Source organism: Rhodococcus sp. DMF-1 (genome assembly GCF_021441945.1).
GTDB lineage: Bacteria > Actinomycetota > Actinomycetes > Mycobacteriales > Mycobacteriaceae > Rhodococcus > Rhodococcus ruber.
Genome location: NZ_CP090442.1, coordinates 3371240 through 3395114, shown reverse-complemented (window position 1 = coordinate 3395114; position 23875 = coordinate 3371240). Strand labels below are relative to the sequence as shown.

Sequence of the window (23875 nt, the reverse complement as noted above, 5' to 3'; positions counted from 1 at the left end):
GACATGACGCAGATGGACACGCGGGAAAATACGTCCGTGCTGAGCAACTACGAGCCACCCCGGCTGGAGACCCTCACCCTCGAGGTGCTCGAGGGCAAGATCGCCGTTCTCACGATCAACCGGCCCGACCGGATGAACTCGATGGTCGTGAAGATGTTCGAAGAGTTCAACACGGCCGCCTACGCATTGCGCGACACCGACGCGCGGGCACTGATCATCCGCGGTGCGGGCGAGCGGGCGTTCTGCGCCGGGTTCGACCTGGACGAGATCAGTGTGATCACCGAAATGGGCGTGCGCGAGTTCCTGAAATTCCAGGAGACCGCGACCGGAGGCCTTGCTGCGCTGCGGCATCTGCCGTTCCCGGTCATCGCGGCGATCCACGGCGCTGCCTCCGGCGGCGGTATGTCGCTCGCCCTCGCCGCCGACATCCGGCTCGTCGCCCCGACCGCGAAATTCAACGCGGCCTTCGTCAAGGTGGGGTTGTCCGTCGGGGAACTCGGCACCTCCTGGCAACTGACCCGCCTTGTCGGGCCGGGCCGGGCGGCGGAGATCGCGTACACGGCGCGCTTCGTCGGCGCCGAGGAGGCGGTCCGGATCGGGCTGGCCAACCGCGTGGTGCCGAGCGAGAACCTCTTCGACGAAGCCGTCGCACTGGCCGAGACGATCGCGACGAATTCTCCCGGCGGGATCCGGATGTCGAAGCGCGCGTTGCAGCGGAACCAGGAGGTGACCTCGTACGCGGCGGCGCTCGAGTTGGAGAACCGGGGGCAGGCGCTACTGACCCGATGCGCTGACATGCCGGAAGCGCTGGCCGCATTCAAGGAGAAGCGCGCTCCGCGTTTCACCGGGGCGTAGACGTCGACGAACGACTGCGTGCAGCGATCGGGGCCGGGCGGCGCGGCCGGCGGCACAATCTGATGGAGGCGAGAATATGACCTGGGAATGGACTCCCGACACCCTCGGCGCGCTAGAACGATTTCTGCGTGAGCGGGGTATCACAGATGGACCGCTGACGACGTCGCGTATCGGTGACGGGCATTCCAATCTGACGTTCCTGGTGTCCGACGGGGTACGTCGGGTGATCGTCCGTCGACCGCCCCCGCCGCCCGTCCCGCCGGGTGCTCACGACATGCTGCGGGAGGCTCGGCTCGTCGGTGCACTCGCCGGCAGCGGCGTGCCGGTGGCGGCCGTTCTTGCCGTCGGTCAGACGGGCGACGTGCTCGACGTCCCGTTCTACGTGATGGATTACGTCGCCGGTCCGGTGGTCACCACCGAGACCCCGGCCGCGCTGAGCGCGCCGGCCGACCGTCGCCGGATCGGTGAGGCGCTGATCGACACCCTCGCGGCACTGCACGCGGTCGACTGGCGGGCCGCCGGCCTCGGTGACCTCGGCCGGCCGGACGGTTTCAACGAGCGTCATCTGCGCCGCATGGGCCGGTTGGTGGCTGCCGAGGACGGGACGCCGCCGCCGGAGTTCGCGGAGATCGATGCGTGGCTCGCCGCCCACGTTCCCGCCGAGTCCGGTGCGGCGATCATCCACAACGACTACCGCATCGGCAACGTCATCCTCGCTTCTGACCCGCCGGGACGTATTGCGGCGGTGCTGGACTGGGAGCTCGCGACGATCGGCGACCCGCTGTTCGATCTGGGGTATTTCCTTGCGTCGTATCCCGTCGAGGGGGAGGAACGCACGCCGACCGAAGATCTCGGTGTCGCGGTCCTCGAGGAGGGGTATCCGACCCGCGACGAACTGGCCCAGCGGTATGCGGCTGCCACCGGCGCGGACCTGTCGAACCTCGACTGGTACACGGCACTGGCCCTGTGGAAGCTGGCGGTGCTGTACGAGTACGGGCGGCGCCGGGCCGTGGCCGGCGTCGGGGATCAGTACTACCGCGACGGCGCCCTGGTGCGTGCCTTTCTCGACGCCGCGCACCGGGCGGCGGGGCTGACGGTAGCCGGGGTCTGATCGGGCCGGTACCAGCCGGGCTCCGACCCGGTGGCCCCTACCCGACGCCCGCGATCTCACGCCAGCGAGCGTGCGCTGCCGGCGTCCACTCGGTACGCAGGTCGCGCAGTCGCTTCGCCGCCCGCAGTCCGGCCCAGTCCGGCAGCAGGACCTCGGGCAGTCGGGGGTCCAGGTAGGGCATCCGGCGCAGGGAATCGGCCAGCTGCAGGTGGGTGATGAGCAACTCGTCGTCCGAGGCGAATCCGCGCACGTCGAACCGGGCGAGCAGCTCGTCGTAAACCTTCTCGGCCTCGTCGAGATCCCAGGACCGCCGCACGAGTTCGGCCTCGGTGATGCCCGGCTGGCCGATTGGGCCGACGAAGGTGACCGTGTTGTCGGTCAACCCCAGCGACTCGATCGTCCTGGCGGCCTCCGCGGCGCGATCGACGTGGGGGGTCACCCAGACCCCGGGGGTCGGGTTTCCGAAGCCGGCCCACCGCAATGCCGCATACAGTTTCTTGCGGCTCGAGCGGTGAGATTCGGGAACCGGGACGTTGATCACCAGCCAACGGCCGTCCCACTGGGTGACGTCGACATCGGGGGGAAAGACACGCATGTCGCCTTCGGCGAACAGTCGGTGCGCTTCGTCGGTCAGGTGCCACAACGTCTCCCGACCGACCCGCTCGGCGGCGATCAACCCGGACGATCCCGTGCGGGCCAGAGCCTGCCGTGCCGCGGGCTCACCGAATCCAAGTCCCTTCAGGACGTGGAGCAGTGCCGCGGTACGAACCGGTCGACCGTATGGTTCGACCAACTCGCCGAGCACCGTCACAAGCACGGATCGGGCGCTGCGGGTGGGGGTTGCGTCCTTGTCGGACGCGGATCCGATGTCGGGATCAATCATGGGTCCATCGTCGCGCAGGCGGTCGGAGCAACGCCACACCGGACCCCGGCGGGGCGGGGGCGGCGGGATGTCGCACATCAGTCCGCACCGTCGACACCCCAGTCGCGCAAGACGGCGTCGGTGTCCGCGCCGGGCACGCGAGGTGCCGAGTACGTGGCCGGCGCCGCGTTCGCGAAGCGTGGCGATGCCGCCGGCTGACGCTGTCCGAACGATTCGACGACTGTCCCGCGTGCGGCGATGTGCGGGTGCGCCGCGACCTCGTCCAGGGCGAGCACCGGCGTGAAACACGCGTCGAGGGGGGCGAAGTGCTCCACCCATTCGTCGCGATCGCGTCCGCGGAAGATCTCGGCGAACCGAGTGCGCACCGTAGGCCAGGCCGTGCGATCGTATTGATCGGGAAGGTGTGCCGGGTCGAGTCCGAGGCCCGTGAGCAGGTGCGCGTAGAACGCCGGCTCGACCGCGCCGACTGCGACGTACCGCCCGTCGGCACATTCGTAGGTGTCGTAGAACGGGGCCGCGCCGTCGACGACGTTGGTTCCCCGGTCGGCGGACCATAGGCCGTTTTCGGTCATCGTCCAGTACATCGTCATCAGCGTGCTGACGCCGTCGACCATCGCGACGTCGACGACGTCACCCTGCCCGGACCGCTCCCGCGCATAGAGGGCACCGAGGATGCCGGTGATCGCCAGCATCGAGCCTCCCCCCAGGTCGGCGACCAGGTTGAGCGGCGCCAGCGGGCGTTCGCCTTTCCGTCCGATCGCGTTCAACGCCCCGGTGAGGGCGAGGTAGTTGATGTCGTGCCCCGCGTAGGGGGCCAGCGGACCGTCCTGTCCCCATCCGGTGATCCGGGCGTAGACGAGTCGGGGATTGCGTGCTCGGCACACCTCGGGGCCGATGCCGAGGCGTTCCGCCGCGCCGGGGCGGTAGCCCTCGATGAGCACATCCGCATTGTCGACGAGGTCCAGCACGCGCTGCAGATCGTCGGGATCTTTCAGATCGGCGCGGACCGAGCGACGGTTGCGCAGGCCGGCGTCCTGCTCCACGGGCAGGAGTTGGCTCACCCCGCCGGGACGTTCGATCCGCACGACGTCCGCCCCGAGGTCGGCCAGCAGCATCGCGGCATGGGGGGAGGGGCCGATCCCGGCCAGCTCGACCACCCGCAGCCCGTCGAGTACACGCGTCATCTTCTACCTCCGAACGGCATCAATGTTTGACAACTCTGGATACTAACTACCAAATTAAGTATTATCTAGCTCGACGTCGCAGCGAAGCACCGACTTGTCGCTGTCGGCATCCATCGACGAATCCGAGGGCGAAACGTGAACAGACTCAGTCCAGAACTGATGGCGACGCTGCGCGCCGCGGCCGACGATCCGGTCACCTACGCGCAGACATGGAAGGCGACCCATGGCCGCAGCTTGATCGGTTCCTTCCCGATGAACTTTCCCTCCGAACTCGTGCACGCCGCCGGCGCCCTTCCGGTGCTCATCCAGGAGAACCGGACCCCGATCACCGAAGGCCGCAACCTGCTCGCCGAGTTCTACTGCGGATACACCCGCAGTGTCGCCGATCAGGCGGCGCTCGGTCAGCTCGACGTCTTCGACGCCTTCGTGGCGGCGGACCACTGCGTGCAATTGCTCGGCGCGGTGGACGTGATCCGATGGGCGCGACCCGAGAAACCTGTGCACTTCGCCCAGCTCACCAGCGCCATGGACGATACGTGGACAAGACCGCGGGTGGCGGGTCGCATCGGCGAACTCACCACCGAGATCGAAGCCGCCCTGGGTGTTTCGATCACTTCCGATACCTTGACCGCCAGCATTCGGATGTTCAACGCCAACCGGCGTCTGCTGCGCGAGTTCTATGAGCTGCGTCGCTCCGGCCGGCTCCGCATCACCGCAAGCGAAATGCAGGTGCTGGTGAAGTCGAGCATGGTGATGGACATCGTCGAACACACCGCTGCCCTCGAGCGCCTTCTCGACGCGATCGAGCCGGCTGCGGAAGCGCAGCCCGACGTGGTCAGGCTCTATCTGTCCGGCCACTTCTGCCACGCCCCGCGGCCCGAACTGCTGGACGTGATCGAGGAGACCGGGGTGATCGTGGTCGACGACGACCTGTACACCGGATACCGCTACATCTCCACCGATGTGCCCGAGAACGGTGATCCGTTCGAGGCGCTGTCGACCTGGTATCTGGAGCGAAACCTCAACACCCCATGCCCCACCCGAGTGACCACTCAGGTCGACTGGGACCGATACCTGATCGACGAACTCGCTCGAAGCAACGCGAACGGCGTGATCGTGATGATGGCGAAGTTCTGCGAACCTCACATGCTCTACTACCCGGAACTGCGGAAAGCGCTGGAGAGTAACCGAACCCCCGTGCTCCTCATCGAAACCGAACACGAGGGCAATCCTGTGGAAACACTCCGGACCCGGGTCGAGACCTTTGTGGAGCGAATCCGCCGGCTCCCCGCGCCGGTGCTGTCCTGAAACCTGCTCGACCACCCGAGGGAGATCGTGATGACTGTTGCACAACCGCGCAAGGACAAGGCCCACCGTCTGTCCAGTACCCGCGTCGGCGGCAAGCTGGTCGCCGACTACTGGGAAAACATTTTCACCGCGAAGGAGCGCGGTAAGCACGTCGTCTGGTACAACGGCGCAGCGTTGAACCCGCTCTTCCAGGCGGCCGGCCTCGAATGGTGCCACGGTGAGGCGTTCGCTGCACGACTGGCCGCCCAGCATCTCGAGGGTCCGGCTCAGGCCGCCGGGGCCGAGTACGGCTACATCAACGAGCTGTGCTCGTACGCCCGCACGCACCTCGGCTGCGCCGTGCTGACGCATCAGAACAGCGGGCGGAGCGAGACCGGCGTCGTGGGCCTGACCGATCAGCAGGAGCTCGCGAGCAAGCTGCCCGCTCCGGACTTCTTCGTGAACGGATATGCCGGCTGCAGCACCGGACAGCAGTGGGACGCCATGACGTACCGAGTGTTCGACCGCAAGTTGCCTCTGTTCAACGTCTCGCTCCCGATGCTGTGGGGAAACAAACCCGACGCGGGATACATGCGCGGGGAGGAGTGGGTCGAGGTCGGCAAGTACGTCGAGGGCCAGCTCCGGGAGCTGGTCGACTTCCTGGAGTACCAGACCGGCCGGCCGTTCGACTGGGATGCGCTCAGCGAGAGCATGTCATACATCAAGCGAGCTTCGGAGTTGCGTCTCGAAGGTATGGAACTTTGCCGGCAGGCGCCGACCCCGGCGACCTACTGGGACTGGGTGGCGAGCATCGCGCCGATCAACTTCCTGCCTGGCAACCAGGATCTCGTGGACTACTTCGCCGGGGTGAAGACCGAGATCGAACAGCGGATCGCCGACGGTGTCAGCGCCGTGGAGAACGAGCGCTACCGGGTCTACTTCGACGGGATCATGAACTGGAACAAACTCGGATTCCTGACCAGGAAGTTCGCCGAGTACGACGTGGCCGTGGTGGCAGGCCGGTACACCCACGAATCCTTCTGGCAGGAACCACAACTCATCGACGTCGACAATCCGCTGCTCGGTATGGCGCAACACTACCTGCTCTGCCCGCTCAACCACGGGCTGAAGAACCTGCAGGAGCTGTTGTTGCGTCGTCTCGACGAATATGCGATCGACGGCATCGCCTTCCACTCCACCCGGACCTGCCGGGCGATGACCAACCCGCAGTCGATGCTCGCCCGGGCCGCCGAGACCGGGCGAGGAGTCAAGTCGTTCTTCTTCGAGGGGGACGTTGCCGACGCATCGTTCTACAACGACGAGTTGTTCGACAGCCGCCTCGAAGCGATGCTGGAGGCGATCGATGTGCAGCGGATGAGGTCCGCGGTCTAGCGCGATACCGTACCGGAAGAGACGAGTGCGATGAGTACCGACAAGTGGTTCGTCATGGGCGTCGATCTGGGATCGACGACCGCGAAGGCTGCCGTCGTCGATCAGGACGGTGCGTTGTGCGGGACGGATGTCGTGCAGATGGGCGCTGTGAGCCGCGAAGCTGTCACCCGTGCGATCGAGGGTGCCGCCGTCGCGGCAGGAGTGCCACGCGAGGCCATTCGATGGACAGTGAGCACCGGGTACGGCCGCCGATTGGTTCTGGGCGCCGACCGCACCTTCACCGAGATCACCTGCCATGCGCGCGGCGCGGCAGCACTGCGTCCGGGGGTCCGGCTCGTCATCGACATCGGCGGCCAGGACAGCAAGGCGATCATCGTCGACGACGACGGATTGGTGGAACGTTTCGCCATGAACGACCGTTGCGCGAGCGGAACGGGTCGATTCTTCGATGTGCTGGCCCGCGCGCTCGAGATCGACATCGATGCGGTGGGGGATCTTGCGCTCGCCGGTGCCGACGGCCTCGAGGTCAGCAGTATGTGTGCCACATTCGCCGAAACCGAGGTGATTTCCCTGCTCGCACAGGGGCAGGACAAGGCCGACATCGCCGCGTCCGTGCACCGTGCGGTTGCGGCGCGCACCCTGGGGCTGGTCGGTCAAGTCGGCAGGGCCACACCGGCGGTGATGACCGGCGGTGTGGCCAAGAACCCGGCTGCGATCCGGTGTGTATCGCAGGCGTTGAGACATCCGATCGAGGTGCTCGACCAGCCGCAGATCGCCGGTGCCTACGGCGCGGGGCTGCTTGCACGCGACGAGTATCGCGGCGCCCGAACAGCCCTGCCCGCTCGCGATGCCGCGACGGAGACGAACATGGCATCGCGAAGTCCGGGCGGTGGTCAGCACTGTGCGAGCTGCGACGGTGTCCTGGACGGTGATCATGCGCATGCCGGCCGACCGGTGATGCTCGATCTGCGGAGGAACGATTGATGATGAGAGAACCGAGTGAGTTCCGGGTGCCGGTACCGGCCGAGTCGACGATCTACATCGTCGGGGGGACGAGTGGTGTCGGGCTCGAGGTGGCGCGTCGGTTCGTGCGTGCGGGCGTCCAGCGGATCGGTCTGGTGGGGCGCAACGTCGAACGTGGCGAGAAAGCGGCACAGCACATTCGGACCCTCGCACCCGGCGTGTGGTGTCTGTTCGCTGCGGCCGACGTGAATGTTCCGGGGGAGGCCGTGCGGGTTGTGACGGAACTTGCGGATTCGCTGGGTGCTGCCGACATCCTCGTCAACAGCACGACGGGTTCGTTCAACCCGCGACTGTTCCACGAGATGGACCCCGAGGACATTCCGGGGGTGCTGTTGAGCCAGGCTCTCGGTCCGATCAACATGTGCCGAGCCGTCCTGCCCGCGATGCGACAGCAGCGCGGCGGGGTGATTGTGAACATTGCCTCCGATGCGGCGAAGCACCCGACGCCGGGCGAGAGTGTGATCGGTGCGGCCATGGCAGCGATCGTCATGTTCTCCAAAACCCTTGCAATGGAAGCCAAGAGGGACGGCATCCGAGTCAATGCCGTGACGCCGTCGCTCATCCGCGACACCGGTGGCTTCGATCGCGTCATGTCCGAGCCGTTCAGTGCGAAGCTGTTCGAGAAGGCGAGTCGGCTGGCGTCGTTGGGGGTGGCGGAGCCGGGCGATGTTGCCGACCTCGTGCTGTTCCTCTGTAGTGCGCAGGCGCGGCGGATCACCGGGCAGGTGGTCAGCCCGAACGGGGGGATTTCCGCGGGATAGTGGTTGCCGCGAGAAGCCGGCCGAGGTGGGAACCTCGGCCGGCTTCAGGTGCTTCGGGGATGGACCCGGAGGTGTCGTCTTCCAAAATGTTTGACAGATCTGTAGCGGAAGGCACCTGACGCGTACTATATTTTGTGTGACCGCGATTACAATTCGGGGTGCCCGGTCCAGGGCCCTGGTCGGTCCCTGCAGTCTTCCTTTCTTCCATCTCGCGCAGCCGAAAGCAGGAGCACACCATGTCGCTACAGATGTCCTATTGGCCGGCGGCCACGAGCACGGGCATTCGAGACATCACGTTCAGTGATCTTCTTCGGGAGGGGGCCGCGACCGTTCCCGACCGCGTCGCGCTCGTCGACGGCGTTGCCGACCCGGCGGACCGGAGAGAATGGACCTACCGCCAGTTGCTCGCCGACACCGAATCGACGGCCCACGCGTTGCTCACACGCTTCTCCCCCGGGGATCGGATCGCGGTGTGGGCGCCCAACAGTGCCGACTGGGTGATCCTGCACCAGGCCATCGCGATGGCGGGCATGGTGCTGGTCGGCATCAATCCGGCGTATCGCGCACACGAACTCGAATACATCCTGCGGCAGTCCGAGGCAGCCGGTCTCTTCTTCCGCGAGTCCTATCGCGGTGCGGATCTGTCCGCGATTCTGGACGAGGTCCGGCCGACTCTGCCCGGACTGCACACAGTGGTGTCCGGCAGCGAGTGGGCCGAGTTCGTGCGTACGGGTGATCCGAACGCGCAGTTCCCGGCCGTCGCGCCGACGGACGCGGTGCAACTGCAGTACACCTCGGGCACCACCGGATTCCCGAAAGGCGCACTGCTGCACCACAAAGGTCTTGTCAACGAGGCCGCGTTCGTGTTCGAACGGGCCGGCCGGACAGACCCGCTGGTGTGTGTCAATGCCATGCCGATGTACCACATCGGGGGCGGTGGCGTCACCGAGCTCGGTACGTTCGCCGTCCATGGAACCTACGTGATCTTGCCGGCCTTCGAGCCGGCCGCGATGCTCGAGATGATCGAGACCTGCCGGGGCACCCACTCGTTGATGGTGCCTACGATGCTCATCGCTTTGCTCGACCACCCGGACCGGCACACGCGTGACCTGTCGAGCATCCACACCGTCATATCCGGCGCGGCGGCAGTACCCGAGGCGCTCGTCGAACGGGTGACCCAGGAACTCGACTGCAACTTCACGATCCTGTTTGGCCAAAGCGAGATGCACGGAGTGATCAGCCAGACGCGGATCACGGACGATGTCGTCGACCAGGCGACCACGGTGGGACAGCCGCTGCCGGAACTCGAGGTCAAGATCGTCGATCCGTTCTCCGACGAGGTCGTTCCCGTCGGTGAGCAGGGCGAGGTGTGCTGTCGCGGCTACCAGGTGATGCTCGGGTACTCGGACATGCCCGACGAAACTGCCGCCACCATCGATGCGGACGGATGGCTGCGCATGGGCGATCTGGGTGTGATGGACCGCCGTGGGTTCCTCCAGATCACCGGTCGTCTCAAGGAGATGATCATCCGGGGCGGCCTCAACATCTATCCCCGCGAGATCGAGGAACTGCTCTACCGGCATCCCGCCGTCGCCGAGGTGGCGATCATCGGTGTGCCGGACGAGAAATGGGGTGAACAGATCGGCGCCGTCGTACGGGTGAAGGACCCCGACTCGCCCCCCAGCGCGGCGGAGCTGAAGTCCTGGCTCCGCGAAAGGCTCGCCGCACACAAGACGCCCGCCCTGTGGTACTTCACCCGGTCCCTTCCCATGACCCCGTCGGGCAAGATCCAGAAGTTCCGTGTGCAGGAACAGATCGCCGCCGGGACGCTGACCGCGGCACCGATGGCCGAGGGCGACGCGGCCGAGCAGTCCTCGGCCGATCTGGTGTCGTGACGACGTCCGCCGCGGCCGAGAACCGACCCGTGACCGGCGGAAGGACCACACCTTGACACAGTTGCTGAACTCCGATGTGCGCGGGATCCGTGACGCGGTGCGGGCCTACGCGGCGAAACGCCCGGCACCCGGTATCTCGAGTGCACGGAATCCGCCACGTTCCCATGGGATCTGCATCGCGAGATCGCCGGCCTGGGACTCAACGGTCTGCTCGCGGGGAAGGGGTACAACCCTCTCGAGCGGGAGGACTTTGTTGCGGCCGGCGTCGCCGTCGAGGAACTCGCCTACGCGGACTTCAACGTCGCCAACATCACGATCCCCGTCATGCTGATGAGCACGTTGATCCGGCACCACGCATCCGAGACGATCGCCGAGGCGTGGCTGCCGCGCCTGATTGCGGGTGAAACGTACGTCGCGTTCGGCTCGACGGAACCCGAGACCGGATCCGACGCCGCCAACATCAAGACCGTCGCGCGAGCTACCGCAGATGGGTACGCCATTTCCGGCGAGAAGACGTCGGTGACCATGCTCGCCGACGCGGAAGCGATCATCCTCGCCGCACGGACCATCCGGGACGGCAAGGATGCCGGCGTGTCGACGTTCCTGGTGCTGCTCGATGCGCGTGGCATTGCCACGTCGACGGTTGCGGATACGGGATGGGGCATCCTCGGTCGCGGGGTCCTGCATCTGGACGGAGCCGAGGTGCCACCGGAGAACCTGATCGGCCTCGAAGGCCGTGCGTTCTCCCGCGTGCTGAACGGGTTCGACTTCACTCGGCCGCTGCTCGCACTGACCGGACTCGGCGCGGCCCGGGCGTCCCTCGACGAGACAGCCGAGTACGTGCGCCGGCGCACGGCGTTCGGTGCTCCGCCGGCGAAGTTCGAGGGCGTGTCGTTTCCCATGGCCGAACACCTCACCAAGGTCGAGGCGGCGCGGATGATCTGCTACGCGGCGCTCGAGAAACGCTCCCTCGGTCTGCCCCACACCATCGAGGCGGCGATGGCGAAGTGGTACGGCCCGCTCGTCGCGAGCGCAGCGGTCAAGGAATGTCTCCTCCTGCACGGCAACTACGGTTACTCGCAGGAACTTCCGTTCGAGCAACGCCTGCGTGATGTGATGTCCGTCGAGATCGCCGACGGTACGGCACAGATCCAGAAGATCATCATCATGCGGGAGAAGTATGGGACCGACTTCGTTCCCTACGAGAGGCGCGGCAGCGACGCGGCCTCGTCGTGGCAGAGAGGAGCGGCCCGCCCCGCGCCCGCGACACAGTGAGTTCGTCGAGTGTCCATCACCTACCGACAGGCGAAGGGGGACCCGAATGGCCGGGCCTGCCGATCTCATGGTGCGGATGCGAGCTCGAGTCTGAACGTGATTCCGCCCTGGGCTACCCCTGCACCCTCAGATAGGCGCAGGGGTAGTCACGGGCTCGGCGTGTTACGCCAAGGAGGGGCGGTAGGCGTACGACGACGACCGCGACAGGGCGAATTCGAAAATGCCGTATCCGGTCTGTCCGTTCCAGCCGAACGTGCAGCATCGGTCCGTCAGGGCGGAGTCGAGAGTCGTCGGTCCCACCGTCCCGTCGAGGGGATAGACGTCGAACTCTTCGAAGTCGCGACCGCGAACCTTTCCGTGGTGTCCGCCGTAACCGCCACCGGCCATGTATCCACCGCCGGCCGAGGCGTCGGCGTCGAGGCGGTAGGTCGCGCCGGCGGCGGTCACGATCTCCACGGTGCCGCTGGTCAGGTCGTTGCCTGCCGTGAACGCCAGGTTGTGCCGGACGCCGGTGATGTCGTCGAGTCGGCCGTCGTCGTGCATGACGGCGCCCTCCAGCAGGATCCGTCCGCCGTTTCGGCCCTCGACGAGGAGGAATCCGAACGTGCGGTCCGGGAACTGGGCCTGGTACCAGATGTGCAGGCCCTGGCCTCCGGACATGGTGCGTACTCCGCGGGAGCGGTCCCGCAGTCCGTACCATCCGGCGACATCGGTGGTGGTGCCGTCCAACGTGAGCGTGCCTTCGTAGCGGCCGGGCTGGAAGAGGTGGTCGAACGAGGTGACGTTTCCGTCGGTGTTCGCCACATCCACCGACCCGAGCCAGTAGGGCGCCCGGGCGTGCCAGAGGAGGTCGAGTTCGAGTCCGGTTTTGTTCTCGTCGAGCTGGATTCGCCACGCCGTGTTGTCCGCGACGGTCTCCCAGCGCAGGGGTCCGACGGACGCGGCGTCGGTGGTGTTGTGCTCTGTGGAGAAGCGGAGGTTGCGTTGCTCGGACCCGGTGGTCAGCACCACGAAGCCGTCTACGACGTTGCGCGGCGGATAGACTCCGGCACCGAGGATCACCGACGGTGCGGTGCTGCCGTCCGGATGAAGATTGAACATGAACCGGTCGAAGAATTTCTCCGGCATGTCCGGGGTGGCCCGGGTTACCAAGGCGTCGTGGAATCCGTCGGTCATTCGTGCTCCTTCTGGTCGACGGGTTATCAGTTGGAAACCGGTGATGTCATTGTCTCCTGGGCCTCATCAGCAGCGTCGACCTGCTTGTGGTCGAGGGTGAAGCGGTAGGAGCCCATCATCAGCAGGCAGGCGATGCCGATGCCGACCAGCACGATGATCGGTATCGCGCCGGCACGGTAGGAGCCCGTGGCGCCGTAGATCTGTCCGAGCAGGAAGATGCCGAATGCCGCGCCCTGGGCGTAGAGGAAGTAGATGAATCCCAGCACGCGGCCGTACGAGTGCTTGGGGAAGTATCGGCTCACCATGTAGGCGGCGAGGTCGCCCTCGGATCCCAAACCCAGGCCGATCAGCAGGGAACCCACGAAGAGCAGGCCGATCTCCGACGAGGTGATCATGAGGAAGACTCCGACTGCGCACAAAGCGAAGATGATCGAGCCGATGACTGGAGCGTAGAACCGGTCGAGCAGATAGCCGACGAGTAGACGAGCGGAGATCGACGCCAGGCTGAGTACGGACAGGATGGAAACGGCAGTCCCCTGGCTGATGCCCTTGTCGGTGGTCATCGGCACGACCTGCGACATCAGACCGAAGGTGGCCGAGGACACCACGAAGATCGCGACGGAGAGCAGCCAGAACTGTCGATATTTCCGCGCCACGGTGAGGAGGGACTCCCCGGCCATCCGGCCCTGCAGACGTGCGGCCGTGCGCTCGGCATCGTGTTCGGCGGGCATCCGGGTGACGAATGCGTAGACCGACGCCGGGATTACGGTGCACACGGCGCCGATGACGAGGAAGGCGACGCGCCAGCCGCCCATACCCAACACCCAGTTCGCGAGATAGGGCATCAGTACCCCGCAGGCGCCGAGACCGGCCATGAGGACGCCCAGCGCCATGCCACGGCGATCCTGGAACCACGCGCTGACCACGGTGGAGTGCGCCACCGGGTTCACGGCGCCCGCGCCGGCACCGATCACGATGCAGAGGGCAAAGAAGAGCATTTCGTTGTTCGGAAGTGCGGACATCAGCATGAGGCCGATTCCGAACGCCAAGGCCATCGGTACCGAAGGCATCTTCGGACCGTAGCGGTCGATGAGGAAGCCGAGGATGACGATGCTGACTCCGACCATCACCGTCTCGAGGGACAAGCCGTTGGCGATGACACTGCGGTCCCATCCGAACTCCTCGGTCATGGGCTTGCCGAGGACGTTGAACAGAACGTTGACCGTGCTGGTGCCGAACAACAGGGTGACAAAGCCGGTGATGACGTACCACCAGCGGTTCAAGTGCCGCGAGGGCGCCTGCAACCCAGTCGTGCCGACTGCGCTCATGGAAGCTCCTGTGATTGATATCGGTGGTCGGGGCGGCGATGCTGCGCACGAATCCACGAGGAGTGGTCTCCGTCACACGATGAGAGCATACGGACAGTCCAATGTAAAGGACAGTCCAAAGTGTTCGGATGAGCGGGCGGGGCGACAGCGTGCTGCACGTGCGGCGCAGCGTGATCCCGTGAGCGATGGGTCATACCATTGGACTGTAGGTCCCCGTCTGGGTACCATCGATCGGTGATTTCAATCACAAAGAGGTGGGAGTGCCGTGGACAACGAGGTCGGGATGCGAGACGAAGGTGAGTCGGATGACTTCACGCATCTCGTAGAGCGAGCCGCCGAGTGCCTCGGTACGGCCGGCAAACTGCTGGGCGACCGAACCTGCGACATGCGCTCTTCCGCGCTGTCGGTGTCGCTGGCCATGGCACGGCGTCGACTCGCCAGGGCGCTGACCGAGGGACGGGTGACCGGAACGGACATCGAGGACGCGTGTCGAGTTCTCGTCCGCATCGAACACCTCGAGGAGCAGTTCGCCAAGGCCGAGGCGATTCGTCCTGTCGCCGAAGTGGTCGAGGTGCACGACGCGGCACTCCAACTTCGGGAGCTTCCGCCGCGCGAGATCATCGAGTCGGCTCCAGAGATCGTCTGCACCGCGTTGCCGTTCGCACGCTCGTTGATTTCCGCGGTATCGGGCACTCGGTGGCAGCCGCGCCGCCTCTATCTGCGGCCCGAACTCGACGGCTCCCCCCTCGACTTCTCCGACTACGTAGACTCCGCCGAACTCTCGTTGGTGGAGGCACCTCTGGAAACCGAGCTGGTACGTCGACGGGTTCCGGCGCTGGTTGCGGCCCCGGCCGATGACAACCGCACACACAGGGAGATGGTCAGTGCGTCCCGGACGTCGGCGTACGTCGCTGCGCCGGTCATGTCCGGGGGAAAGGTCATCGGGCTGCTCCATGCCGATCGTCCTGGCTCGACCGAGGCGCTCGACCCGGGGGATCGAGACCGATTGGACACGTTCGCAACCATCCTGGCGATCATTTACGAACAGGCCGTTCTGAAGCATCGGCTACAACTACAGCGTGCACGGATCGAGAAGTCGTTCGACGCAACTCAGGCCATGCTCGATCGGATCTCGAAGGCCGACGCGATTCTCTCCCGCCGTGCCGACGGTCCGGCGGACGGTGCCGTTGGCAAGCCCGACGACCACCATGTGGTCGAACTGGCCTCGGTACTTACCCCCCGCGAACGCGAGATCCTCTCCCATCTCGCCACCGGAGCAACGAACAGCCAGATCGCCCGAGCACTGGTCATTTCCGAGGGCACCGTGAAATCGCACGTGAAAGCGGTACTCAAGAAGCTGCACGCACCTACGCGCGCTGCCGCGGCTGCTCTCTACTCGAGCCAGGCTCGACGACCGCGATGAAGGAGAAATCTCAGGGGCAAAGAGCCGCCCGGGCGGCCGTCGACCGCGAATTGTCACACGCCGTGATCGCCCTCCTCGACCATCTCCGGAACACCTACGGCGTCGGTCCGCGTCCCTGCACGACTCGGTCGGATTCACTCGACACTCGAATGACACTGCTGGACGAAGCCACCGAATCTGCGTTCGCCGCGCTTGCCGACCTCGACCCGGAGCGGCAACGGGCACTCGGTCGCCTCATCGTCGACCTCCAGGACTTGCGCCGGCGAATCCGCACGGAGCATTCCGGACCGGTACATGCGTTCTCGCCCCACGACTTCGCCGGCGCGATCCGTCGTCTTCGCGGAGCCGAGTCGGTCGCCGGTCTCCGCAAACTCATCTGCCGAGAAGTGGCGCACACCGCCCACCTCGACCGAATACTGTTGTCCGAGGTACACAAAGGAACGTGGACAGCGCTCGAACTCTACAGCGCGTCAAGGACGGAGGAGGTACTCCAGTTGCCGCACGCCCTACCCCTAACCTCCGAATCGGCCGAGGGCAGGGCCTGGGAGACACGGTCGGCGGTACTCGCCGGCTCGGGCACCGACGTCGGACCGACGCAGGAGGCTGCGCAGATGCTCGCCTCGAGCTCGTACGTGGTGGCTCCGATCGCCGTGTCGACCGGTGTGATCGGGCTCGTGCACGGAAGCCGCACCACCGGTGAAGCGTTGGACGCGGTGGTACGCGATGTGGTCGGCGAATTCGCGCGAAGTTCCGGAACGCTGTTCGAACGGCTGATGCTCGCCGATCGCCTCAGCGAACAGAAGAACCTGATAATCCAACGATTGCAGCAGGAAGCCAGGGAAGCCGAGCTTCTCGAGCATGCCGATGTGCATTTCGTCGACGAGAACTCCACTCGGTGGGCCGTCGCGTCGGCGGGGGGCTCGAACGAAGACCTGGATATCCCGGCGCTCGGCTCTCTGACTGCTCGTGAACGTGAGGTCTTCGCATTGGTTGTCCGGGGTGCGTCCAACGCCGACATCGCCGAGGAGTTGGTGATCAGCATCTTCACGGTGAAGACACACGTCAAGAAGATTCTCCGAAAACTGGGCGCGATGAATCGGTCCGAAGCCATCTACCGCTACCTCGAGATGACAGGCTCGCGGTAGGCAGCTCGAATCCTTTCGCTGACGGACAGATACGCGGTGGCCGGCGATCTCGAAGTGCACAACTCCTTCGTGGCCTGCCGTCCGAGGCCGGCTCCCGATGAGCCGCCCCGGGCGGCGGTAGCCGATCAGGCGTCGGTAACCGATTCGGCTGCCTGCTTGCGGAGGAGGAACTTCTGGATCTTTCCGGTCGCGGTGGTAGGGAGTTGATCCACAACCACAAGCTTTTCCGGAATCTTCTGCATCATGGCCTTGCGTTCGTTCCGGAGGAAGTCGGCCACCTCCTCCAAAGTCGGCGCGGAGTCGTTGACGACGATGAAGGCGCACACCTTCTCGCCGAGGCGGGCGTCGGGCATCGACACCGCAGCTGCCGCGACGATCCGCGGATGCGCCAAGAGGTGCTCCTCCACCTCCCGTGCCGAAATGTTCATGCCTCCACGGATAATGAGGTCCTTGATTCGTCCCGTGACCCGGAGATAGCCGTCCGCATCGACGCGGCCGAGATCACCGGACGCGAGGAACCCACGGCCGTCGACCGACGCGGCCGTGCGCTCGGAATCACGCCAGTATCCGAGGAAGATGCCCGGTCCTCCGTAGAAGATCTGACCTTCCTCGCCTGCCGGCAGGACGGTCCCCTCTTCGTCGCGGACCTCGAGATCGACGCCGTCGAAGGCCCGCCCGTCGGAGGAGAGCACCCTCTCGACGGGATCGTCGATGCGCACGGCTGTCACCAGGAGTCCCTCACTGCTGCCGTACACCGGAAGGAGGGTGCAATCGGGGAGCGCCGCCTTCCAATTCCGCAGTAGGGTTTCCGGGATCGGGGCCCCGGCGCTCACCCAGAGTCGCATCGAGCTCAGGTCGTGAACTGCGCCGGCCTCGATCGCCCCGAGCCCCATCTGGAGGAACGGCGTCGCGGCCATGCTGACGGTCGTCCTGTACTCCGCGATACGTCGAAGTCCCTCGTTGGGCTCCCACACGTCGAGAAGGTGAATTCCGCTTCCGAGGATCAACGGTGTCGCCACGCCCACGGCGAGCCCGGTCGCATGCGTCACCGGGGAAGGCATGAAGACCACATCGTCGGAATTCAGGCCCATCACCTCACGACCGAGACCGTAAACGGTGAAGGACAGGGTGTTGAACGTGTGCTGGCAACCTTTCGGACGTGATTCCGTCCCGGAGGTGTAGATGATCGCGTGGGCGGCATCGGCCGACGGTGGCGATCCGAGCTCGTCGTTACCGGGCACATGGTTGCCGGCGATCAGCGAATCGAACGAGAGCTCTCCGACGCCTACCGCCCCGCGTACGACGACGACGTGCTCGAGGCCGGGCACTTCCCGACGGACGTCGGTCAACATGTCGGCATAGCGGAACTTGCGAAACTCCTCGGTGACGAAGGAGATCTTGGCACCGGAGTGCTCGAGGACGTAGCGCACCTCGTCATGTCGGTAAACCGGCATCGTCGGCACCAGAACGGCGCCGATCCGGGCCACGGCCACATAGATGACGACGAATTCGTTCCAGTTCGGCAGCTGCACCTGCACCCGGTCGCCAGCGGAGATTCCGAGTCTTCTCAGAGACGCCGCCAGTCGGTACGCCTGTGCGCGAAGTTCGCTGCGGGTGAGCGCTGCATAGCCGTCGGTGACGGCGACGAAACCCGGGTCGACCTCCGCCCAGCGGTCGACGTGTTCGGTCAGGCTCTCGTCACGCCAGTAGCCGTTCGAGCGGAACGCGTGCAGAGTGCTCGCGCTGTAGCGGTCCTCGGGAAGGATTGCCCGTCTGTGCTCCACGACGTCCATGTGCGGATCCTTGCTTTCAGGTGCCCCTCCGCAGGGCGGAAGCGGGCCGAAGTTGTCAGTCGAACCATGATGTCGACCGGGAATGGGGAAGAGAACGATTCGGACGCGATCTCAGCCTCGAGGGGGAAGAAGTTGCCCCGATGGGATGAGAGGCCGGGAGTGGCGCAAACGCGCCCTACCCCCAGCGGCGTGGTTGATGGTGAAACAGGGTCGGGTCTTCGCTTCGGAGGTAATTTTCAGGCCGCGGATATCCCCCCGTTGACGCTGATCGCCTGTCCGGTGAGCCGCCGTGCGGCGGGGGAGGCGAGGAAGACCGCGAGTGCTGCCAGGTCCTCGGATTCGGGGACGCCGAGGTGGGCCTGCTGGGCGGCCTTGGCGAACAGTTTGGCGCTGAATCCGTCGGAGGTGATCCGCTCGGTCGAGCCGGTTCCGGCGACCAGTGACGGGGTCAGGACGTTGACTCGGATCCCGTTGCGCTTGGCTTCGATAGCCAGGGTTCGGGTGAACATGACGATCGCCGCCTTGGCTGCTCCGATGACCGCTTCGCCGGGCGTGGCGGTCTTCGCGGCATCCGAGGCGACGTTGATGATCACCCCGGACATCCTTGCCGACATGTGCGGAACGATTTCGCTCGCAAGGTACATGCACGGCAGTGCGAGTTGGTTGAAGATGCGTGCGATGTCGTCGGTGGGGATGTTCGCGAAGAGTTCCGGCCGGGTGTCGGCGGCTGTCGTGGAGACCAGGATGTCGACGCCGTCCAGGACCCGTTCGGCCTCGGACGCGATGTGCGCGGCGCCGTCGACGGTGGTCGCATCGGCGGACAGGAAGGTCACGTCGCACGACGAGTTGGCGGACGAGATACGTTCTCGGGCAGCAGCTCCACGTTCCGATCCGCGACCGACGATCATGATCCGCGGTACCCCGGACTGGGCGAGGCCCACGGCGGTCGCCAGGCCGATTCCGGCTGTGCCTCCCACGACCAGGGCGCTGCTGTCCTTCAGTTCCTTCGGTGCTGCAATGTCAGGCGTGCTCATTCGTGTATTCCGTTCGGGAGTGGTGGGTCAGAGAGATACCGTGCCGCGGGCGAAGATGTCCTTGGCGATGACGCGCTTCTGGATCTCGGCCGTGCCGTCGGCGACGAGGTAGGCGGTGACGTCGCGGTATCTCTGCTGCAGAGGTGATTCGGTCGAGTAACCGAGGTTTCCGTGGACCCGCATGGCGAACTCGATCGCGTTCTTGGCCACGACGGGCGGCCACCACTTGCTCATCGACGCGAGGGCGGTGTGCGGTTGAGCGGTTTCCCGCAGCCACAGCGCCCGATAGCAGATCCAGCGGGCACCCTCGAGGTAGGTGGCGTGTTCTGCGAATTGGAATGCGAGGCCTTGGTGTTCGGAGAGAGGATGCCCGAAGGTTTCCCGATGCCGGGCGTAGTCGGCGGCCTCCTCGAGGCTCTGCTTCGCGGCTCCGAGACACATCAGCCCGAGGGCGGCACGGCTGAAGTCGAAATGCTCCATGACCGAGTGGAAGCCTTTGCCGAGTTCGCCGACGAGATGCGATTCGGGGACGAAGACGTCGGACAGGTGGATGCTTCCCCAGCCCAGCGGGAGGCAACCCATGCCCGGCATGTGGCTGACGGTGACTCCGTCCGCGTCGAGCGGGACGACGAAGCAGCTGACGCCCCGCGCCCGCTCCGATCCGGGCTCGCGGGCATAGACGAGTGCCGCGGTGGCGTTCATCGCCCACGAGATCGCGGTCTTCTCACCGGTCAGGCGCCACCCGCCCGCCACGGCGGTGGCGGTGGTGCGAAGGGCGCTCGCGTCGGATCCGGACCCCGGCTCGGTCAAGGCTATGGCGACGGTCTGTTCGCCGCGAATCAGTGGTGGAAGGTAACGCTCCTGGACCTCGTCCCGGCACAGCGCCAGCTGGGAGGCGACCAGACCGATCTGTACGGGAGCCGATGCCATGTTCACGTCGCCGTATGCGAGAGTCTCGGTGGCGATTCCGAGCAGAATCGGATCTTCGGTGCCGGTCCCGCCGTACTGCTCGGGTAGCCCGATGCCCAGTAGGCCGATGTCGCCGAGTCTCTTCAGGATGTCGAAGGGAAAGTCCGTCGATGCTGCTCGGTCGCGGTAGCCGGGGAGGAGAACGCGGTCGCTGAACGCTGTCAGCGTCTTTCGGAACTCCTCGTGCTCGTCGGTGAATGCGAAGGAAACCATCGGAGAGTGCTCCTGTGCGTGATTCGATCGGGGGTGATCACGGCGAGGGAAGCGTTGACGCGCAATGTGAAGGCGGGTGGACCTGTTCCCTGCCGGGAAAGAACTCTAGATTTGAATAGTAGGTCGATAGAGTTGTTCTGGCAAGGGGTGTGGGGCGGGAGCCGGAGAAGCGCGGCACACGACTGCTACTGCCGCGAAAGGTTCAGTCGCTCAGTGGCCGGTCTCGATGTCGCCGACGGCGCGGCGGACGAGCTGCAGGTGTGCGATCAGGGATTCCAGTGTCTCGGTGTCGACCGAGGCGAGACCGAACCGGGCGCCGGCGAGTCGATCGTTCGCTTCCTCGACCACGTCCATGCCGGCTGGGGTGAGAGTGGCGAGAACGGTCCGGCGATCCGTCGCATGAGCGTGGCGTTCGACGAGGCCGGCCTTTTCGAGTTGGTCGACGGCCATCGATACCGTGGTGGGATGGACCATGAGGTACTTGCTCAGCTTTCCGAGCGGGCGGGTTCGGTCCTCGGAGAGTTGCAGCGACGTCAGAATGAGGTAGGCGTTGCGTGACAATCGGAGCGAGCGCAGTTCCTGATCCATGGCGCGGACGATCCACTGGTGCGTACGCAGTAGGGCCATCGTAGTGGCGAATTCCAGTTCGCCCGAATCCCGCCGTTCCGTCCACTCGGCGCGCATCCAGTCGATCACGTCGCGGCTGTCGTCGGCAGGGGCCGGCCGTTCACTCGCCACTGCGCGTCCTCTCGTCGTCGCCGAATCGCGTCTCGGACCGACAGCCGGTCGTATCGGGATTCGATGATAGCGACATGGGCATGGACTGCCGGCGTGCGAACGGCTCTCAGCTGTTCGAGAGAACGATCTTCCCGAACCCGCTTCCCTGTTCGAGGTGCTTGTGTGCGGCGGCCGCTTCGGCGAGAGGGAACACCGCGCTGATGGGCAGTGGGGGAACGGTTTCGGCGTCCAGCAGACGTAACAGGCCCCTGAAGTCGTGCGGGCTGCCCATCGTGGTCCCGATCAGTTCGTACTGCCCGAAGTAGAACGGGCGGACGTCGAGGGTGGCGCGTTCGCTGCGTGATGCCCCCAGCACGACCAATCGACCACCCGGCCGCAATGCTGCGACGGACTGTTCCCACGTCCCGACGGAATCCAGGACGAGATCGAAGCCCCGGCCGCGGGGTGAGAGTCGGCGCGCGGCGTCCGGCCATGCCGGGTCGGTGTACAACACGCCGTTCGTCGCACCGAGCTCTTGCGCCTGCGCGATCTTGGAGGTGGACGAGGAGGTGACGGTGACGCGCGCACCCACGGCGGCCGCGAGCATCACGGCCATGGTCGCGACGCCGCCACCGGCGCCGAGAACCAGGATGTTTTCGCCGGCGCGGAGTCGGCCGCGTGTGAACAGGGCGCGGTACGTGGTGAGTCCGACCAGGGGCAGTGCAGCGGCCTGCTCCCAGGTGAGGTTGCGGGGCTTGGGAGCGACGCAGTCCTTCGGGACTCGGACCAACTCGGCGTAGGTGCCGCGCTGGTGATCCCCGAGGATCTCCCACTGCGCCCCTGGGGCCGCTTCACGATCGCCCCACCACAGCGACGGGAGCACGAGGACGTCCTCGCCGGTGTCCGTGCGGATACCCGCGCCGTCCGCGCCGAGAATGTGGGGCAGGGGTGACGAGTATTTGCCCTGTCGCACCAGGACGTCGTGCCAATTGAGTGCGGCGGCCTTCAGTCGGACGGTGACCCACCCCGGGCCGGTTGTCGGATCGGGGACCGACTGCCACCTCAAGACATCGGGTCCCCCGAACTCCTGCATCACCACGGCGTCCATAAAGATCCTTTCGGTCGTACCATTTGCACGATACTGCACACCCCTGCGTTGTGGCGACGGGCAGGCCGCGCTCCTCACCGGCGCCGATCCGAGGGACGAGCCGGTGGGCGCCGTCGGGATCGGTTCGTTCCGGCCTCACCCCCGCTGGCTACGAGGATCTCCACAGCGGTCGTCGGTGTCGCTTGCGGTCGATCTCGGTCAGGCCGCCCCAGATGCCGTACTGCTCGAAGTGGGCCAGTGCATGCTGTCGACATCGGAGAAGCACGGGGCATGGCTGACACACGCGCTTCGCCTCGGTTTCGCGCAGCGCTCGTTCGTGACCGGATTCGTTCTCCGGTCCGAAGAACAGCGAGGGGTCCGCATCCCGGCAGCGGCCGTCCCGCTGCCAGTCCGCGACGGCGACGACGACCGAGGCTGTCATGAGCACTCCCTGGGGCTGTTGCGGGTCGGAAGGGGTGTCCTCCGCCGGTCAGTGGACCGCACTGCAGGTGATGGTGGCGGTGGTGCACGTCTTTCCGGCTGTGGTGCGACTGGAGACCTCGACGATCCCGAGGCTGCGACCCCGGTGCGCAACCTTCGGCGCGAAGGTGACGGGTTCGTCCGACGGACACGGGCGCAGATACGAGATGTGGATCGAGGTGGTGCGGAACTCCGCGTCGGTGGGTAGCGCGGCCGAACCCGTGATCTCGGAGGCGCACAGGAGCACACCGCCGTGGATGTTGCCCATCGGATTCGCGAGCGTCGGAGACGGGCCGAACTCGATCCCATTGGCCCCCCGCGCGTGCTCTGCCCCCAGCAGGTCGATGATCGAGTGGGCACGGAGTCGAGAGTCCAGGTCGTCGGGGGAGACCACGGGTGCGCCCGGTGGGTCGGTGAGCGGCACGGTCTGAAGGCGGGTGGACCCGCACGCAATCAGACGGCCGTGCGCGTCGACGACCCGACCACCGGCCAGCCCCGTCTGCGCCCCTCGATCGAGAACCCAGCTCTCGGCGCGGAGAACCGATCCGTCGACCGGTGGGTCCGCTACGAAGTCGAGATGGATTTCGGTGCTCACGGCCCAGAATCCTTCGGGGGTCATTCCATTGACGAGATGTCCCATCACGTCGTCCATCGCGACACCGAGAGTTCCTCGGCACGGTCGTCCGAGTTCGTCGGCAAGCCATGGCCCCGTGACCATTTCGGTGTACCCGTTGGTGTCGTCCCCGGTCACGTCGGCGACTCGAAACAGTCTTTCGGCGCCGGTGGAAAAGAATCGGAGCGCGGTGGGGTTGTCGGTGGTCATGGCTCTCCTGACGGACGTGCG

Annotated in this window: 21 protein-coding genes; 10 read left to right on the top strand and 11 right to left on the bottom strand. The window is 65.8% G+C overall.

Annotated elements, in window-relative coordinates; translation table 11 throughout:
* Positions 1–3: 3 nt before the first annotated feature.
* Both LZP97_RS15370 and LZP97_RS15365 read left to right on the top strand, forming a co-directional pair.
* Positions 4–855 (top strand): enoyl-CoA hydratase/isomerase family protein, encoded by an 852-nt coding sequence (locus tag LZP97_RS15370; protein WP_051009371.1) that lies wholly within the window; start codon positions 4–6, stop codon positions 853–855.
* Positions 856–931: 76 nt separating this feature from the next.
* Positions 932–1966: a phosphotransferase family protein gene (locus tag LZP97_RS15365; protein ID WP_010593369.1), complete on the top strand. Its 1035-nt coding sequence runs from the start codon at positions 932–934 to the stop codon at positions 1964–1966.
* Positions 1967–2003: 37 nt separating this feature from the next.
* On the opposite strand, the gene LZP97_RS15360 is transcribed toward LZP97_RS15365, so the two are convergent.
* Together LZP97_RS15360 and LZP97_RS15355 are read right to left on the bottom strand one after the other, a co-directional pair.
* Complete coding sequence (locus tag LZP97_RS15360) at positions 2004–2849, bottom strand: PaaX family transcriptional regulator (RefSeq protein WP_010593368.1); 846 nt, start codon at positions 2847–2849, stop codon at positions 2004–2006.
* Positions 2850–2926: 77 nt separating this feature from the next.
* A complete protein-coding gene (locus LZP97_RS15355; RefSeq protein ID WP_234574744.1) occupies positions 2927–4033 on the bottom strand; it encodes a CaiB/BaiF CoA transferase family protein in 1107 nt (368 codons plus the stop codon).
* Positions 4034–4192: 159 nt separating this feature from the next.
* Here LZP97_RS15355 and LZP97_RS15350 point away from each other — a divergent pair, with 159 nt between their 5' ends.
* From LZP97_RS15350 to LZP97_RS15325, 6 genes are all read left to right on the top strand, one after another.
* Positions 4193–5341 (top strand): 2-hydroxyacyl-CoA dehydratase subunit D, encoded by a 1149-nt coding sequence (locus LZP97_RS15350; protein ID WP_234574743.1) that lies wholly within the window; start codon positions 4193–4195, stop codon positions 5339–5341.
* A 30-nt stretch (positions 5342–5371) separates the two neighbouring features.
* Entirely contained in the window at positions 5372–6712 is a 1341-nt protein-coding gene (locus tag LZP97_RS15345) for a 2-hydroxyacyl-CoA dehydratase subunit D (protein WP_010593365.1), read from the top strand.
* Positions 6713–6742: 30 nt separating this feature from the next.
* Positions 6743–7696 (top strand): acyl-CoA dehydratase activase, encoded by a 954-nt coding sequence (locus tag LZP97_RS15340; RefSeq protein WP_234574741.1) that lies wholly within the window; start codon positions 6743–6745, stop codon positions 7694–7696.
* Positions 7696–8496 carry an SDR family NAD(P)-dependent oxidoreductase gene (locus LZP97_RS15335; RefSeq protein ID WP_010593363.1) on the top strand — a complete coding sequence of 267 codons (801 nt, stop codon included), beginning with the start codon at positions 7696–7698 and terminating at the stop codon, positions 8494–8496. Before LZP97_RS15340 ends, LZP97_RS15335 begins: the two co-directional genes overlap by 1 nt.
* A gap of 236 nt (positions 8497–8732) precedes the next feature.
* Positions 8733–10391: an AMP-binding protein gene (locus tag LZP97_RS15330; RefSeq protein WP_234574739.1), complete on the top strand. Its 1659-nt coding sequence runs from the start codon at positions 8733–8735 to the stop codon at positions 10389–10391.
* A 171-nt stretch (positions 10392–10562) separates the two neighbouring features.
* Positions 10563–11666: an acyl-CoA dehydrogenase family protein gene (locus LZP97_RS15325; protein ID WP_325051603.1), complete on the top strand. Its 1104-nt coding sequence runs from the start codon at positions 10563–10565 to the stop codon at positions 11664–11666.
* Between the two features lie 162 nt (positions 11667–11828).
* Here LZP97_RS15325 and LZP97_RS15320 read toward each other — a convergent pair whose 3' ends face one another.
* Both LZP97_RS15320 and LZP97_RS15315 read right to left on the bottom strand, forming a co-directional pair.
* Positions 11829–12842 (bottom strand): DUF7064 domain-containing protein, encoded by a 1014-nt coding sequence (locus LZP97_RS15320; protein WP_010593360.1) that lies wholly within the window; start codon positions 12840–12842, stop codon positions 11829–11831.
* Positions 12843–12868: 26 nt separating this feature from the next.
* The gene (locus LZP97_RS15315; RefSeq protein ID WP_010593359.1) at positions 12869–14170 is read right to left on the bottom strand and encodes an MFS transporter; all 1302 of its coding nucleotides are present in this window, start codon (positions 14168–14170) and stop codon (positions 12869–12871) included.
* 265 nt (positions 14171–14435) lie between these two features.
* Here LZP97_RS15315 and LZP97_RS15310 point away from each other — a divergent pair, with 265 nt between their 5' ends.
* Positions 14436–15593 carry a LuxR C-terminal-related transcriptional regulator gene (locus LZP97_RS15310; RefSeq protein ID WP_010593358.1) on the top strand — a complete coding sequence of 386 codons (1158 nt, stop codon included), beginning with the start codon at positions 14436–14438 and terminating at the stop codon, positions 15591–15593.
* Positions 15594–15742: 149 nt separating this feature from the next.
* Positions 15743–16738, top strand: coding sequence for a helix-turn-helix transcriptional regulator (locus LZP97_RS15305; protein WP_234574738.1), 996 nt, complete (start codon positions 15743–15745; stop codon positions 16736–16738).
* A 125-nt stretch (positions 16739–16863) separates the two neighbouring features.
* On the opposite strand, the gene LZP97_RS15300 is transcribed toward LZP97_RS15305, so the two are convergent.
* From LZP97_RS15300 to LZP97_RS15270, 7 genes are all read right to left on the bottom strand, one after another.
* Entirely contained in the window at positions 16864–18531 is a 1668-nt protein-coding gene (locus LZP97_RS15300; RefSeq protein ID WP_010593356.1) for an AMP-binding protein, read from the bottom strand.
* A gap of 236 nt (positions 18532–18767) precedes the next feature.
* The gene (locus LZP97_RS15295; protein ID WP_234574736.1) at positions 18768–19565 is read right to left on the bottom strand and encodes an SDR family NAD(P)-dependent oxidoreductase; all 798 of its coding nucleotides are present in this window, start codon (positions 19563–19565) and stop codon (positions 18768–18770) included.
* Positions 19566–19592: 27 nt separating this feature from the next.
* The gene (locus LZP97_RS15290; RefSeq protein ID WP_064065744.1) at positions 19593–20747 is read right to left on the bottom strand and encodes an acyl-CoA dehydrogenase family protein; all 1155 of its coding nucleotides are present in this window, start codon (positions 20745–20747) and stop codon (positions 19593–19595) included.
* 210 nt (positions 20748–20957) lie between these two features.
* A complete protein-coding gene (locus LZP97_RS15285) occupies positions 20958–21485 on the bottom strand; it encodes a MarR family winged helix-turn-helix transcriptional regulator (RefSeq protein ID WP_010593353.1) in 528 nt (175 codons plus the stop codon).
* A gap of 106 nt (positions 21486–21591) precedes the next feature.
* The gene (locus tag LZP97_RS15280) at positions 21592–22572 is read right to left on the bottom strand and encodes a quinone oxidoreductase family protein (RefSeq protein ID WP_010593352.1); all 981 of its coding nucleotides are present in this window, start codon (positions 22570–22572) and stop codon (positions 21592–21594) included.
* A gap of 148 nt (positions 22573–22720) precedes the next feature.
* The gene (locus LZP97_RS15275; protein ID WP_010593351.1) at positions 22721–22993 is read right to left on the bottom strand and encodes a WhiB family transcriptional regulator; all 273 of its coding nucleotides are present in this window, start codon (positions 22991–22993) and stop codon (positions 22721–22723) included.
* 48 nt (positions 22994–23041) lie between these two features.
* Positions 23042–23854, bottom strand: coding sequence for a PaaI family thioesterase (locus tag LZP97_RS15270; RefSeq protein WP_234574734.1), 813 nt, complete (start codon positions 23852–23854; stop codon positions 23042–23044).
* Positions 23855–23875: the final 21 nt, after the last annotated feature.

Excerpts from the sequence above, each read along its gene's own strand:
- LZP97_RS15370 (WP_051009371.1), top strand. The coding sequence starts at position 4 with ATGACGCAGATGGACACGCGGGAAAATACGTCCGTGCTGAGCAACTAC.
- LZP97_RS15365 (WP_010593369.1), top strand. The coding sequence starts at position 932 with ATGACCTGGGAATGGACTCCCGACACCCTCGGCGCGCTAGAACGATTT.
- LZP97_RS15360 (WP_010593368.1), bottom strand. The coding sequence starts at position 2,849 with ATGATTGATCCCGACATCGGATCCGCGTCCGACAAGGACGCAACCCCC.
- LZP97_RS15355 (WP_234574744.1), bottom strand. The coding sequence starts at position 4,033 with ATGACGCGTGTACTCGACGGGCTGCGGGTGGTCGAGCTGGCCGGGATC.
- LZP97_RS15350 (WP_234574743.1), top strand. The coding sequence starts at position 4,193 with ATGGCGACGCTGCGCGCCGCGGCCGACGATCCGGTCACCTACGCGCAG.
- LZP97_RS15345 (WP_010593365.1), top strand. The coding sequence starts at position 5,372 with ATGACTGTTGCACAACCGCGCAAGGACAAGGCCCACCGTCTGTCCAGT.
- LZP97_RS15340 (WP_234574741.1), top strand. The coding sequence starts at position 6,743 with ATGAGTACCGACAAGTGGTTCGTCATGGGCGTCGATCTGGGATCGACG.
- LZP97_RS15335 (WP_010593363.1), top strand. The coding sequence starts at position 7,696 with ATGATGAGAGAACCGAGTGAGTTCCGGGTGCCGGTACCGGCCGAGTCG.
- LZP97_RS15330 (WP_234574739.1), top strand. The coding sequence starts at position 8,733 with ATGTCGCTACAGATGTCCTATTGGCCGGCGGCCACGAGCACGGGCATT.
- LZP97_RS15320 (WP_010593360.1), bottom strand. The coding sequence starts at position 12,842 with ATGACCGACGGATTCCACGACGCCTTGGTAACCCGGGCCACCCCGGAC.
- LZP97_RS15315 (WP_010593359.1), bottom strand. The coding sequence starts at position 14,170 with ATGAGCGCAGTCGGCACGACTGGGTTGCAGGCGCCCTCGCGGCACTTG.
- LZP97_RS15305 (WP_234574738.1), top strand. The coding sequence starts at position 15,743 with ATGACACTGCTGGACGAAGCCACCGAATCTGCGTTCGCCGCGCTTGCC.
- LZP97_RS15300 (WP_010593356.1), bottom strand. The coding sequence starts at position 18,531 with ATGGACGTCGTGGAGCACAGACGGGCAATCCTTCCCGAGGACCGCTAC.
- LZP97_RS15295 (WP_234574736.1), bottom strand. The coding sequence starts at position 19,565 with ATGAGCACGCCTGACATTGCAGCACCGAAGGAACTGAAGGACAGCAGC.
- LZP97_RS15290 (WP_064065744.1), bottom strand. The coding sequence starts at position 20,747 with ATGGTTTCCTTCGCATTCACCGACGAGCACGAGGAGTTCCGAAAGACG.
- LZP97_RS15280 (WP_010593352.1), bottom strand. The coding sequence starts at position 22,572 with ATGGACGCCGTGGTGATGCAGGAGTTCGGGGGACCCGATGTCTTGAGG.
- LZP97_RS15275 (WP_010593351.1), bottom strand. The coding sequence starts at position 22,993 with ATGACAGCCTCGGTCGTCGTCGCCGTCGCGGACTGGCAGCGGGACGGC.
- LZP97_RS15270 (WP_234574734.1), bottom strand. The coding sequence starts at position 23,854 with ATGACCACCGACAACCCCACCGCGCTCCGATTCTTTTCCACCGGCGCC.